Source organism: Cupriavidus sp. DF5525, from assembly GCF_040149425.2.
Taxonomy (GTDB): domain Bacteria; phylum Pseudomonadota; class Gammaproteobacteria; order Burkholderiales; family Burkholderiaceae; genus Cupriavidus; species Cupriavidus pickettii_A.
Genome location: NZ_CP168265.1, coordinates 1,538,013 through 1,551,180, shown reverse-complemented (window position 1 = coordinate 1,551,180; position 13,168 = coordinate 1,538,013). Strand labels below are relative to the sequence as shown.

Below are 13,168 nucleotides of genomic sequence, written 5' to 3'. Positions count from 1 at the left end.
TGCACCCCGGCACGCGGCAGCGCCCCGCAAGGAGACAGCTATGAAACGTTCCATCCTTTCCCGCGTGCTGGGCCTCGGCCTGGCGTGCTCGCTGCTGCTGCCGGCGCTGCCGGTGGGCGCCGCCGACAATTTCCCTTCGCGCCCGCTGCGCTTCATTGTCCCGCTGACGCAGGGCAGCGGCTCGGACACCGTGACCCGCGTCGTCGCCGAGCTGGTCGGCAAGGACCTGGGCCAGCCTGCCGTGGTCGAGAACCGTCCCGGCGGCGACACCGTGATCGCCGTGCAGAGCCTGCTCAACGCGCCCGCCGACGGCTACAGCATCCTGATGATCTCGCCCAGCGCGATGGTCATCAACCCGCTGGTCAATGACAAGCTGCCCTACGATCCGCGCGAGATCCGCCCGCTGGCCTCAGCGATCCGCGCCTCGGCCGTGCTGGTGACCGGCAGCCAATCGCCCTACAAGAGCTTTGCCGATGTGGTCAGCGCCGCGCGCAAGAAGCCTCACGCGCTCAGCATCGCCAACTACAGCTACCACTACCGCCTGGGCGCGCTGCAGCTGCAGCAGATGGCCGGCATCGACCTGAACCATATCCCGTACAAGGGCGCCGCGCAGGTGCAGACCGACGTGATGGGCGGTGCGCTCGACGTGGCCTTGCTGGACGTCGGCGGCGCGCTGCCGCTGCTGCGCGCCGGCAAGCTGCGCCCGCTGGCCGTGACCACCAGGACGCGCCACCCCGACCTGCCCGACGTGCCGACGCTGCACGAGAGCGGTGTGCCTAACTACGAGCTGTCGGTCTGGATCGGGTTCGGTGTCAGCAGCAAGACGCCCGAGCCGGTCGCGCAGAAGCTCGAGGCGGCGCTGCTGAAGGCGCTCCGCACGCAGGAATTCCGCAGTTTCGCCGCGCGCGCGGGCTATGCCGAAGTGCTGGCCGAGCCGGGCAAGCGCATGAGCGCGATGATCGCCTCGGAACGGGTGCGCTACGGCGAGCTGGTCAAGACCTACGACGTCAGCACGCGCTGAGCGCCGCGCTGCCCTGCACTACCAACCGAACAGGATTCACCATGTCACAGCTTTGCAAGGACCGCGTCGTCCTCATCACCGGCGCCGGCCGCGGCATCGGGCGCGAGTACGCGCTGGAATTCGCCCGCCAGGGCGCCAAGGTAGTGGTCAACGACCTGGGCGGGCGCGGCGACGGCGGCGGTGCCGCCAGCGGCCCGGCCCAGGAAGTGGTCGCCGAGATCCGCGCTGCCGGCGGCGAGGCCATCGCCAACTTTGACGACGTGGCCGACTGGGCCGGCGCCGGGCGCATGATCCGCGCCGCCATCGATACCTTCGGCGGCCTCGACGTGCTGGTCAACAATGCCGGCATCCTGCGCGACCGCACGCTGGTCAACATGACCGAGGAAGACTGGGACGCCGTCATCCGCGTGCACATGCGCGGCACCTTCGCGCCGTCGCGGCACGCGGCCGCCTACTGGCGCGAGGAATCCAAGGCCGGGCGCCAGCGCGCCGCGCGCCTGATCAACACCAGTTCGTCGTCGGGCCTGTACTGCAACCCCGGCCAGTCCAACTACGGCGCGGCCAAGGCCGGCATCGCCGCGATGTCGGTGATCGCCGCGCGCGAACTGGACCGTTACGGCGTCACCGTCAACGCGATCTACCCGACCGCCATGAGCCGGCTGACCGAGGACATCTTCGCCACGCGCCGCACCGAGTTCAGCGCCGGTGCCGCGCCCGGCTTCGATCCGCTCGATGCCGGCAACGTGGCGCCGCTGGTGGCGTGGCTGGGCAGCGTCGAATCCGGCGAGGTGACCGGGCGCGTGTTCGGCGTGCGCGGCGGCCGCATCACGGTCGCCGAAGGCTGGCATGCCGGCCCGCGCATCGAGCAGTCCGGACGCTGGGACGCCGCCGAGCTGGGCCGGCATATCCCGGCGCTGGTCCGGCAGGCGGCGGCCAACGCCGACACCTCGGGCGAAATCCCGTCCGCCTGAGACCGCACCTACCGAGCCGAGCCATGAACCCGACCCCCAAGTACCTGGGCGACCATGCCGCCCTGACCCCCGACAAGCCCGCCGCCATCAACGGCACCACTGGCGAGACCCTGAGCTACCGCGAGCTGGACCAGCGCTCGAACCGCTTTGCCCAGCACCTTTACGCGCTCGGCCTGCGCCGCGGCGACCATATCGCGATGGTGCTCGAGAACAATATGCGCTGCTTCGAGCTGTGCTGGGCTGCGTTGCGTTCCGGGCTGCTGATCACGCCCGTCAACCGCTTCCTGACCGCGCCCGAGGCCGCCTACCTGATCGAGGACAGCGAGGCGCAGGTGGTGGTGACCTCATACGCGATGCGCGAGCTGGCTGCCCAGCTGACGGACCTGATGCCGACCTGCCGCCGCCGGCTGATGCTGGACGGCACCATTCCCGGCTGGGACAGCTACGAGCAGGCCATCGCCGCGCACCCGGCCGAGCGCCTGGCCGAGGAATGGATGGGCGCGACCATGATCTACAGCTCCGGCACCACCGGCCGGCCCAAGGGCATCGTGCGCGCACAGCCGCAGGGCTATGTGACCGAAGGCTCGGGTTCGCCGCGCCGGGCGCAGTTCGTCCGCTATGGTTTCGATGCCGACACCATCTACCTGTCGCCAGCGCCGCTGTACCACACCGCACCGCTCGGCTACGGGCTGGAGACCCAGTTCGGCGGCGGCACGGTGGTCTTCATGGAGAAGTTCGATCCGGTCGAGGCGCTGCGCCTGATCGAACGCTACCGCGTCACCCACAGCCAGTGGGTTCCGACCATGTTCATCCGCATGCTCAAGCTGGAGCCGGCGCAGCGCGCCGCCTTCGACCTGTCCAGCCACCGCGTGGCGATCCACGCCGCCGCGCCCTGCCCGCAGGACATCAAGCGGCAGATGATCGACTGGTGGGGGCCGATCGTGCACGAGTACTACGCCGCCACCGAAGGCAACGGCGTGGCCACGCTCAACACCGAGGAATGGCTGGCGCACCCGGGTTCGGTCGGCAAGGCGCTGGTGGGCGTGCTGCATATCTGCGACGACGACGGCAACGAGCTGCCCTGCGGCGAGAGCGGCCTGGTGTACTTCGAGCGCGAGGTGCTGCCCTTCCATTACCACAAGGACGCGGACAAGACCCGCGCCGCCCAGCACCCGCGCCACCCAACCTGGACGTCCGTGGGCGATATCGGCCGGCTGGATGAAGACGGCTACCTGTACCTCACGGACCGCAAGGCCTTCATGATCATCTCCGGCGGGGTCAACATCTACCCGCAGGCGATCGAGGACGCGCTGGTCGTGCACCCCAGCGTCGGCGACGCCGCGGTGATCGGCGTGCCCAATGCGGAGATGGGTGAAGAGGTCAAGGCGATTGTCGAGCCGGCCGCCGGCATCGCGCCTTGCGCCGAACTGGCCGAGACCCTGCTCGAATACCTGCGCGGCAAGGTGGCCCGCTACATGGTGCCGCGCTCGATCGACTTCATCGACACCATGCCGCGCCTGCCGACCGGCAAGCTTTACAAGCAGTCGCTGCGCGACCGCTACTGGAAGCAGCAGTGAGCGCGCGGCCGATACCGCGCACCGAAGGGACCCAATCGCGGCGCATGCGCCCCTGCCTGCCGCCGACAAGGAGCAAGAAGTGAGCAACCTGCTGGACGCCTTCCGGCTGACCGCGCTGCCGCCGGCCGCGGAAGCCTTTCGCGCTGACGTGAAGCGCTTTCTGGACGAGAACCTGCCCGCCGCGACGGCCGATATCCGCGCGCGTTCCTGGCTGGGCTTCGATGCGGCATTCAGCCGGCGGCTGGCCGAACGCGGCTGGGTCGGCGTGACGCTGCCGGCCGGCTACGGCGGCGCCGGCATGGATGCCTGGCACCGCTTCGTGCTGGTGGAAGAACTGCTGGCCGCCGGCGCACCGGTGGCGGCGCACTGGGTTGCCGACCGCCAGAGCGGCCCGCTGATCCTGAAGTACGGCACGCCGGCGCAGAAGGACTTCTACCTGCCGCGCATCTGCAGCGGCAGCGCCTTCTTCTGCATCGGCATGAGCGAACCCAATTCGGGCTCGGACCTGGCCAGCGTGCGCACCCGCGCCACGCGCTGCGAAGACGGCTGGCGCCTGAGCGGGCGCAAGATCTGGACCACCAACGCGCATCACTGCCACTACATGATCGCGCTGGTGCGCTCCTCCGGGGTGCCGGAAGAGCGGCAGAAGGGACTGTCGCAGTTCATCATCGACCTGTCCGCGCCCGGCGTCACGGTGCGGCCGATCGTGGACCTGACCGGCGACGCGCATTTCTCGGAAGTCACCTTCGACGAGGTCTTCCTGCCGGACGGTGCGTTGATCGGCGCGGAAGGCAGCGGCTGGGAGCAGGTCACCGCCGAACTCGCCTTCGAGCGCAGCGGCCCGGAGCGGCTCTATTCCAGCATCGTGCTGGTGGACCGCTGGGTGCAGGCGCTGCGCGCCGGCCAGCCTGGCCACACTGATACCGCGCTGCTGGGCAGCTTCGTCGCGCAACTGGCCGCGCTGCGCAGCCTGTCGCTGGCGGTAACCGCGCGGCTGGTACAGGGAGAAAGCCCGGTGGTGGAAGCGGCACTGGTCAAGGACCTGGGCACGGAATTCGAGCAGTCGATCCCTGCCCTGCTGGAAGCCGTGATCAGCGCCGATCCCGGCACGGCGCCGGATCCCGAGCTGTACCGCACGGTGGCTTTCCTGAGCCAGATCTCGCCCACGTTCTCGCTGCGCGGCGGCACGCGCGAGGTCTTGCGCGGCATGATCGCGCGCGGTCTGGGCCTGCGCTGACCGAACCCAATCTGTGAGAGGGACATCATGTTCACCGAAGCAATCGAAGACATCCTGCGCGACCACGCCACGCCGGCCACGCTGCGCACCATCGAAGGCGGCGCGGCACCCGGCACGCTGTGGCCGGCGCTGGCCGACGCCGGCTTCCTGGAGCTGATGGCACCGGAATCCGCGGGCGGCGCGGGCCTGTCGCTGCCGGCCATCGGCCCCATCTTCACGGCCTTCGGCCGGCATGCGCTGCCGGTACCGGCGGCGCAGACCATCGCCGCACGGGCGCTGCTGGCGCCCACGGGCACGCAATCGCCAGCCGGCATGATCACGCTGGCCGGCCAGTGCGTGCGCGGCACCGACGGCACCATCACCGCGCCGCTGCTGCCCTTCGGCTCGCTGGCGGACTGGGTGCTGGCCAATGTGGAGGGCGGCATGCTGTTGCTCGACGCCAGGCTGGCACGACGCCAGCCGACCGGCGTGCGCGGCAGCCTGGTTGCCACGCTGAGCTGGGCCGCGCAGGACCTGCCCGGCCCGGTGGGCGACCACGGCGAGCGCGTGCGCGACTTCAGCGCCGCCATCCACGCGGCCGCCATCGCCGGCGCGATGGGGCGCGTATTCGACATGACGCTGCAGTACTGCAACGACCGCGCCCAGTTCGGCAAGTCGATCGGCAAGTTCCAGGCGGTGCAGCACCAGCTCAGCGTGATGGCGCAGCACGTGGCGGCGGCGGGCATCGCGGCGGAATTGGCCTTCGCCGGCGACCGCACCCTCCCCGCCCGCATGCCGGCGGCCATCGCCAAGGCCCGCACCAGCATGGCGGTGCCGCTGGTGGCCGCCACCGCGCATGCGCTGCACGGCGCCATCGGCGTGACCGAGGAATATGACCTGCAGCTCTATACCCGGCGCCTGCATGAATGGCGCATGGCGGACGGCTCAGAGGCGTACTGGAACCGGATCCTTGGCCAGTCGCTGCTGGCACAGCCAGGGAGCACCGTCACCGACTTCGTGCGCGAGACGCTCTGCGCCTGACACCCTCACGCCACCCAACGCCTGGAACCCATCATGAGCACCTTCCTCAACTACGAGCAGGACGGCCACGTCGTCACGCTGACCATGAACGACCCGGAGCGGCGCAATCCGCTGACCGGCAACACCGCCGTCGAAGAATTCGTCGCGGCGATCGACCGCATCGACGGCGATGCGAGCGTGCGCGCCGTGATCCTGACCGGCGCCGGCACCGCCTTCTGCTCCGGCGGCAATGTGGCCGGCATGGCCCGGCACGCCAGCGGCGAAGTGCCGGGCACCGAGATCCGCCAGGACTACCGGCGCGGCATCCAGCGGCTGCCGCTGGCGCTGTTCAACCTGGAAGTGCCGGTCATCGCCGCCGTCAACGGCCCGGCCATCGGCGCCGGCCTGGACCTGGCCTGCATGTGCGATATCCGCATCGCCTCCGAGCAAGCAAAGTTCGCCGAGAGCTTTGTCAAGCTCGGCATCATCCCCGGCGACGGCGGCGCGTGGCTGCTGCCGCGGGTCATCGGCCTGTCCCGCGCGGCCGAGCTGACCTTTACCGGCCAGGCCATCGACGCGCGCCAGGCGCTGGAATGGAACCTGGTCTCGCGCGTGGTACCGGCCGCCGAACTGCTGGCCACGGCGCGCGGCCTGGCCGATGCCATCGCCGCCAATCCACCCCACGCCGTACGCATGGCCAAGCGGCTGATGCGCGAAGGCATGCACAGCCGGCTCGACACCTTGCTGGAGCTGTCGGCCGCGTTGCAGGTGCTGTCGCACCAGACCGCGGACCACCGCGAGGCGGTGGATGCCTTCGTCGCCAGGCGGCCGCCGGTGTTCAAGGGCTGAAGGCAACCCGCATGCAAGCCGCTTTCCGTACCCGCATCACCGAGCTGCTGTCGATCCGCCACCCGATCCTGCTGGGCGGCATGCACCACCTGGGCGAGTCGCGCATCGTCGCGGCCATGGTCAACGCCGGCGCGATGGGCTTTATCACGGCGCGCTCGTTCGAATCGCCGGGCGCGCTGCGCGATGACCTGCGCCGCTGCCGCGACCTGACCGGCGGGAAACCGTTCGGCGTCAACCTCACGCTGGCGCGCCGGCCGGAGCACAACCGCAATGTGCAAGCGTGGATCGACGTGGCGCTGGACGAAGGCGTGCGCTGCTTCGAGACCGCGGGGGGCTCGCCGGAAGGGCTGGTCGAGCCGATCCACCAGCGCGGCGGCATCGTGATCCACAAGTGTCCGAGCGTGCGGCATGCGCTGAGCGCCGAACGGCTTGGCGTGGACGCGGTCACGCTGGTCGGCATGGAGGAAGGCGGGCATCCGGGCGCCAACCAGCTGCCGACCTTTGTCAACGGCGCCTTTGCGCTGGCAAAGCTGCGCGTGCCGCTGCTGCTGGGCGGCGGCATCGGCAACGGCCGCCAGATCGCGGCCGCGCTGGCGATGGGCGCCGATGGCGTGGTGATGGGCAGCCGCTTCATGGTTGCCGCCGAGATCCGCGCGCATGCGGCGCTGAAGCAGCGCATCGTCGAATCCGACCAGCACTGCTCCACCGCCATCCTCGGCACGCTGGGCGACACCTGGCGCGTGCTGGCCAACGACACGGCGCGCGAAGTGCAGCGCCTGGAAGCCGCCGGCGCGCGCAGCCATGCGGAATTTGGCGACCTGATCCTGTCGTCGCGCACGCGGCAGCGCGTCTATGCCGACGGCGAGGTCGACGCCGGCATCGTCTCGCTGGGCCCGGCCGGCGGCTTCTGCGACGCGATCGCGCCGGCCGCTCAGATCGTGGCCGGGCTGATGCGGGAGGCGTCGCAGGCGGCCGCGGCCTTCACTGCGACGTTCTCCGGCCGCCGTTGCACGGACTGAGATCTAGCCGGCCAGCGCCGATACACCGCCTTCCGGCCGCTTCACCCGGAACCACGCCGCATACAGCGCCGGCAGGAACAGCAGCGTCAGCACGGTGGCAATGATCAGCCCGCCCATGATTGCCACCGCCATCGGCCCCCAGAACAGCGAGCGCGACAGCGGGATCATCGCCAGCACCGCCGCGGCGGCGGTCAGGATGATCGGGCGAAAGCGGCGCACCGCAGCCTCCACGATGGCGGTCCACGGCGGCACGCCGGCGCTGATGTCCTGCTCGATCTGGTCGACCAGGATCACCGAGTTGCGGATGATCATGCCCAGCAGCGCGGTGATGCCCAGCTGCGCCACAAACCCCATCGGCGCGCGCAGCAGCAACAGCGTGGCGGCGGCGCCGATCAGCCCCAGCGGGCCGGTCAGGAACACCATGGTCGCGCGCGAGAAGCTGTGCAGCTGCAGCATCAGCAGCGTGAAGATAATGAAGATGCATAGCGGCAGCTGCACCGCGATCGACGCGCCCGCCTTGCCGCTTTCTTCTTCCGCACCGGCCACGGTGATGCGGTAGCCGGCCGGCAGCTGGGCGCGCAGCTTGTCGAGCTGCGGGTTGATCTGCGCGGTCACGGTCGGACCCTGGATGCCGTCGACCACGTCCGTCTGCACGGTGACGCCGAAGTCGCGGTTCTCGCGCCAGACCACGCCGGGCTCGGAGCGCAGCGCCACGCGCGCGACCTGTGTCAGCGGCACCATGCGGCCGTTATTGGTCGGCACCAGCATATTGTTCAGGTCCGAGATCGCGTCGCGCTCGTTGCGCGGGGTGCGCATCATGATGTCGATCAGCTTGTCGCCGTCGCGGTACTGGCCCACCGGCACGCCGGTCAGCACGGTCTGCGTGACGCGCGCGATCGCGTTGGTGGTGACGCCGAGCGCGCGCGCCTTGTCCTGGTCGATCTCCAGGCGCAGCATCTTGACGTTCTCGTTCCAGTTGTCGTTGACGCCGACGGTATTGGGATTGGCGCGCATCACCGCCTTGACCTGGTCGGCCAGCTGGCGCACCGCGGCGGCCTCCGGCCCGATCACGCGGAACTGCACCGGATAGGCCACCGGCGGCCCGTTGGGCAGCAGCTTGACGCGGCCGCGCAGGTACGGGAATTCGGTGTCGAACAGCGTGATGATGCGGCGGCGCAAGGCGTCGCGCACCTCGGTGCTGACCGGCATCACGATCACCTGCGCCACGTTGCTCTGCGGGAAGATCTGGTCCAGCGGCAGGTAGAAGCGCGGCGCGCCGGTGCCGACGAAGGTGGTCAGGCTCTCGACCTCGCGATCCTTGCGCATCAGCTGCTCGAAGCGCTTGGCCTCGGCCTCCATCTGGGCGAAGCTGGTGCCTTCGGGCATCCACATCTCCACCATCAGCTCGGGCCGGCTGGAATCCGGGAAGAACTGCTTCTCGACGAACTTGAAGGCATAGATGCCTAGCGCGAAGGCCACCAGCGTGATCGCGATCACCAGCTTGCGCCACGTTACGCACCAGTCCACCAGCCGGCGGAAGCGCGCGTAGAACGGCGTGTCGAAGACCTCATGGTGCTCGCCCGCGCCCGGGGCGCGGGTCTTGAGCAGCAGGTAGCCGAGGTAAGGCGTGAAATACACCGCCGCCAGCCACGACAGCACCAGCGCCAGCGCGGTCACGGCAAAGATCGCGAAGGTGTACTCGCCCACGGTCGAGCGCGCCAGCCCTACCGGCAGGAAGCCGGCCGCGGTGATCAGCGTGCCGGTCAGCATCGGCATCGCGGTCGAGGTGTAGGCGAAGGTTGCCGCCTCCATCTTGGAGAAGCCCTCTTCAAGCTTGCGCACCATCATTTCGACTGCGATGATGGCGTCGTCCACCAGCAGCCCCAGCGCCACGATCAGCGCCCCGAGCGATATCTTGTGCAGCCCGATGCCGAAGATATTCATGAACAGGAAGGTCACCGCCAGCACCAGCGGGATGGTCAGCGCCACCACCAGGCCAGGGCGCACGTCCAGCCGCAGCGGTTTGGTGTGCAGGCCCAGCGAGACGAAGCTGACCGCCAGCACGATCACCACCGCCTCGATCAGCACGTGCACGAACTCGCCCACCGAACGTTTGACGGCTTCCGGCTGGTCCTGCACCTGGCCCATCTCGATGCCCACCGGCAGCTGGCCGCGCATCCGGTCGAAGGCGGCGCGCAGGTCCTTGCCGAGCTGGATGATGTCGCCGCCCTTCTGCATCGAGATGCCCAGCCCGATCACGTCCTTGCCGTTGAAGCGCATGCGCGTCTGGGTTGGATCGACATAGCCGCGGTAGACGTGCGCGATGTCGCCCAGGCGGATATTGGCGATGCCGTTGGGCCCGCGCAGCACCAGGTTCTCCAGGTCCTGCACGCTGGCGAACTGGCCGGACACGCGCACCTGCAGGTTGTCGGTCGGCGTGACCAGCACGCCGCTGCCGGTCAGGTTGTTCTGCTGCGAGATCTGCTCGGCGATGGCGTTGATATCGAGCCCGAGCTGGGCGAAGCGCGCCTGGTTGAACTCGATATAGACCTTCTCGTCCTGCAGGCCGATCAGCGATACCTTGGCCACCGCCGGCACGCGCAGCAGTTCCTGGCGCACCAGGTCGGCGTACTCGCGCAGTTCCTTGTAGTTGAAGCCGTCGGCCGAGAGCGCGTAGATGGTGCCGTACACATCGCCGAACTCGTCATTGAAGAACGGCCCGCGCACGCCGGCGGGCAGCGTCTGCTGGATATCGCCGATCTTCTTGCGCACGGTGTACCAGACCTGCGCGGTCTCCTTGGCCGGCGAGGTGTCCTTGAGCTGGAAGATCACGGTGGTCTCGCCCGGCTTGGAGAAGCTGCGGATCTTGTCCGCGTAGGGCACTTCCTGCAGTTGGCGCTCGATCTTGTCGGTGACCTGGACGGCGATCTGCTCGGCGGTGGCGCCGGGCCAGAAGGCCTGCACCACCATCACGCGGAAGGTAAAGGGCGGGTCCTCGTCCTGCCCGAGCTGGAAGAACGCCAGCAAGCCGCCAAGCAGCAGCACCACCAGCAGGTAACGGGTCAGCGGCTGGTGCTCGAGCGCCCAGCGCGACAAATTGAAGCGCGAATGATCCATGCGGCCTCAACCCTGCGTCGGGTTGGCGGCCAGCGCGGATGCGGGCGCGGACGCCGGCGTCACGGTCTGCAGCGGCCGCACCTTCTGGCCCGGGCGCAGCAGGTGGACCCCGGCCGTGACGATGGTCTGGCCGGGTGCCAGCCCCTGGCGCACCTCGACCTCGTTGCCGATGGCCTCGCCCAACGTCACCGGCACCGGTTTGACCGTGCCGGCGGCGGCGTCAAAGACCCACACCTGGTTGCGGCCCTGCTCCTGCAGCAGCGCGGTCAGCGGCACGCGGATGGCCGGGGTGGCCCCATTGCGCACGAAGGTCACCACCGCCGTCATGCCGAGCTTCAGGTCGGCGGGCGGGTTGGGAATGGTCACGCGGGTGGCGTAAGTGCGGGTAACGGGGTCCGCGGCGGCAGCGATCTCGCGCACGCGGCCCGGCAGCGTGCGCTGCGGCTCGGCCCAGGTATGGATGGTCACGTCGGTGATGCCGCGCAGCTGGTCGACCTGGTCTTCGGGCAGGCCGATGGCAACTTCCTTCTCCGCGGTCTGCGCCACGCGCACTACCGGCTGGCCGGGGGTGACCACCTGGCCGACCTCGGCATCGATCGCCGTGACCACGCCATCCGCGTCGGCATGGAGCACCGCATAGGCGGTCTGGTTGGACTGGCTGCGCAGGCCGGCTTCGGCCTGCCGCAGGCGCGACTCGGTGGCCTCATAGGTCGCTTTGCGCCGGTGCTGCTCGGCGGCGCTGATAAAGCCCTTGGCGAACAGGTCGTTGTAGCGCTTCAGGTCGGCGGCGGCCAGGTCGCGGTCGGTCCGGGCCGCTTCATACTGGGCGCGCGAACCGGCCTCGGCCAGCGACAGGTCGGTCGGGTCCAGGCGCGCCAGCGGCTGTCCCTTGCGCACCGTCGCACCCACGTCGACCAGCCGCGCCGCGATCTTGCCGCCGACGCGGAAGCCCAGCCGGGACTCCACGCGCGGGCGCACGTCGCCGGAGAACTCGAAGGCGGTCTTGCCGCCGTGCTGGCTGAGCTGCATCAGGCGCACCGGGCGGACTTCCGGCGCGGGCTCGGTCTTCTTGCCGCAGCCGGCCAGCGCCAGCGCGGATGCGGCCGCAAGCAGGGCAAGCAGCCGGCCGGCCCGGCTCAGGGTTCTTGGAACGGCAGGAGTATCTGCGGCCGCAACTTCCGGCACTTGGCAAAGCACTGGCATCGGTAAGCAACAAGTCGGATGGAACAGCTGGCGAGACAATACAGCCCAGTATCAACGAATCCGTGCGCCGGGACATGCCAGGAAGTCTGGAGGGCCGCGGGGGCCGGCGCGGACAATAAATAACTGGCCGGTCAGTAATATAGCGATGACGGCAGGGGTGCGTCAAACGGCAGGCGACGAAATGGCTGGAATGAAGCTTCAGGTGCCGTTGGGGGCCGACGAGCTGTGGTTAAATGCCGCGATGCTACAATCCGGCGCGCCGTTGGCGCGCCCCGCTTTTGCCAACATCCCCCCATATCTTCAGACCGAGAACGGCGTGACGCCCGATCAGTATTGCCAAGAGAAAGTCGCCCAGAGCGGCTCGAGTTTCTATTACAGCTTCCTGTTCCTGCCGGCCGAACGCCGCCGCGCCATCACCGCGCTGTACGCCTGGTGCCGCGAGGTCGATGACGTGGTCGACGACAGCCACGACCCGGGCCTGGCCCACCAGCAGCTGGACTGGTGGCGCGGCGAGGTGCGCCGCCTGTTCGAGGGCGAGCCCACCCACCCGGCGACCAAGGCGCTGCAACCGCACGTGCACAGTGCCGGCCTGCCCCATGCCGAGATGTCCGAGGTGCTGGACGGCATGGAAATGGACCTGACCCAGACCCGCTACCTGGACGAGGCCGGCCTGAACCGCTACTGCCATTGCGTGGCTGGCGTGGTCGGCACGCTCAGCGCGAGGCTATTCGGCTATACCGACCCGAAGACGCTGGTCTTTGCCGAGAAGCTCGGGCAGTCGCTGCAACTGGTCAATATCCTGCGCGACGTGGGCGAAGACGCCCGCCGCGGCCGTATCTACCTGCCGGTCAATACGCTGCAGCAGTTCCAGGTGCCGGCCTCCGATATCCTCAAGGGCCAGCATTCCGAGCGCTTCGTCGCGCTGATGCAATACCACGCCGGCCGCGCCCGCGCGCTGTACCGCGAGGCCCTGGCGCTGCTGCCGAAGCAGGATCGCCGCGCCCAGCGCGCCGGCCTGCTGATGGGCGCGATCTACCACGCGCTGCTCGACGAACTCGAGGCCAGCCAGTTCCAGGTGCTGAACCAGCGCATCGCGCTGACGCCGATGCGCAAGTTATGGATCGCGTGGAAGACGTGGATCCGCAACAGCTGACGCGGCTGCCCCCGGGGGCGAC

The 13,168-nt window shown here is 69.2% G+C and carries 10 protein-coding genes; 8 read left to right on the top strand and 2 right to left on the bottom strand.

What is annotated here, in order from left to right:
• Window positions 1–40: 40 nt before the first annotated feature.
• From ABNX08_RS07365 to ABNX08_RS07335, 7 genes are all read left to right on the top strand, one after another.
• Window positions 41–1,021: a tripartite tricarboxylate transporter substrate binding protein gene (locus ABNX08_RS07365; RefSeq protein WP_022534534.1), complete on the top strand. Its 981-nt coding sequence runs from the start codon at window positions 41–43 to the stop codon at window positions 1,019–1,021.
• 41 nt (window positions 1,022–1,062) lie between these two features.
• On the top strand, window positions 1,063–1,992 hold the full coding sequence (locus ABNX08_RS07360) for an SDR family oxidoreductase (RefSeq protein ID WP_349604635.1): 930 nt from the start codon (window positions 1,063–1,065) through the stop codon (window positions 1,990–1,992).
• A 23-nt stretch (window positions 1,993–2,015) separates the two neighbouring features.
• Window positions 2,016–3,569: an acyl-CoA synthetase gene (locus ABNX08_RS07355; protein ID WP_349604638.1), complete on the top strand. Its 1,554-nt coding sequence runs from the start codon at window positions 2,016–2,018 to the stop codon at window positions 3,567–3,569.
• Between the two features lie 79 nt (window positions 3,570–3,648).
• Entirely contained in the window at window positions 3,649–4,806 is a 1,158-nt protein-coding gene (locus ABNX08_RS07350) for an acyl-CoA dehydrogenase family protein (RefSeq protein WP_349604641.1), read from the top strand.
• A gap of 27 nt (window positions 4,807–4,833) precedes the next feature.
• Window positions 4,834–5,826, top strand: a complete 993-nt coding sequence (locus tag ABNX08_RS07345; RefSeq protein ID WP_022534530.1) for an acyl-CoA dehydrogenase family protein — start codon at window positions 4,834–4,836, stop codon at window positions 5,824–5,826.
• Between the two features lie 33 nt (window positions 5,827–5,859).
• Window positions 5,860–6,654, top strand: coding sequence for a crotonase/enoyl-CoA hydratase family protein (locus ABNX08_RS07340; protein WP_022534529.1), 795 nt, complete (start codon window positions 5,860–5,862; stop codon window positions 6,652–6,654).
• Between the two features lie 11 nt (window positions 6,655–6,665).
• Complete coding sequence (locus ABNX08_RS07335) at window positions 6,666–7,673, top strand: nitronate monooxygenase family protein (protein WP_022534528.1); 1,008 nt, start codon at window positions 6,666–6,668, stop codon at window positions 7,671–7,673.
• Between the two features lie 3 nt (window positions 7,674–7,676).
• Here ABNX08_RS07335 and ABNX08_RS07330 read toward each other — a convergent pair whose 3' ends face one another.
• Together ABNX08_RS07330 and ABNX08_RS07325 are read right to left on the bottom strand one after the other, a co-directional pair.
• Entirely contained in the window at window positions 7,677–10,790 is a 3,114-nt protein-coding gene (locus ABNX08_RS07330) for an efflux RND transporter permease subunit (RefSeq protein ID WP_349604646.1), read from the bottom strand.
• 6 nt (window positions 10,791–10,796) lie between these two features.
• Complete coding sequence (locus tag ABNX08_RS07325; RefSeq protein WP_022534526.1) at window positions 10,797–11,993, bottom strand: efflux RND transporter periplasmic adaptor subunit; 1,197 nt, start codon at window positions 11,991–11,993, stop codon at window positions 10,797–10,799.
• 316 nt (window positions 11,994–12,309) lie between these two features.
• On the opposite strand from ABNX08_RS07325, the gene hpnD reads away from it, so the two are divergent.
• The gene (gene hpnD / locus ABNX08_RS07320) at window positions 12,310–13,146 is read left to right on the top strand and encodes a presqualene diphosphate synthase HpnD (RefSeq protein ID WP_041681336.1); all 837 of its coding nucleotides are present in this window, start codon (window positions 12,310–12,312) and stop codon (window positions 13,144–13,146) included.
• Window positions 13,147–13,168 lie beyond the last annotated feature (22 nt).

Bases quoted from the DNA above. Each gene is read 5' to 3' on its own strand.
- ABNX08_RS07365 (WP_022534534.1), top strand. From the start codon at position 41: ATGAAACGTTCCATCCTTTCCCGCGTGCTGGGCCTCGGCCTGGCGTGC.
- ABNX08_RS07360 (WP_349604635.1), top strand. From the start codon at position 1,063: ATGTCACAGCTTTGCAAGGACCGCGTCGTCCTCATCACCGGCGCCGGC.
- ABNX08_RS07355 (WP_349604638.1), top strand. From the start codon at position 2,016: ATGAACCCGACCCCCAAGTACCTGGGCGACCATGCCGCCCTGACCCCC.
- ABNX08_RS07345 (WP_022534530.1), top strand. From the start codon at position 4,834: ATGTTCACCGAAGCAATCGAAGACATCCTGCGCGACCACGCCACGCCG.
- ABNX08_RS07340 (WP_022534529.1), top strand. From the start codon at position 5,860: ATGAGCACCTTCCTCAACTACGAGCAGGACGGCCACGTCGTCACGCTG.
- ABNX08_RS07335 (WP_022534528.1), top strand. From the start codon at position 6,666: ATGCAAGCCGCTTTCCGTACCCGCATCACCGAGCTGCTGTCGATCCGC.
- ABNX08_RS07330 (WP_349604646.1), bottom strand. From the start codon at position 10,790: ATGGATCATTCGCGCTTCAATTTGTCGCGCTGGGCGCTCGAGCACCAG.
- ABNX08_RS07325 (WP_022534526.1), bottom strand. From the start codon at position 11,993: ATGCCAGTGCTTTGCCAAGTGCCGGAAGTTGCGGCCGCAGATACTCCT.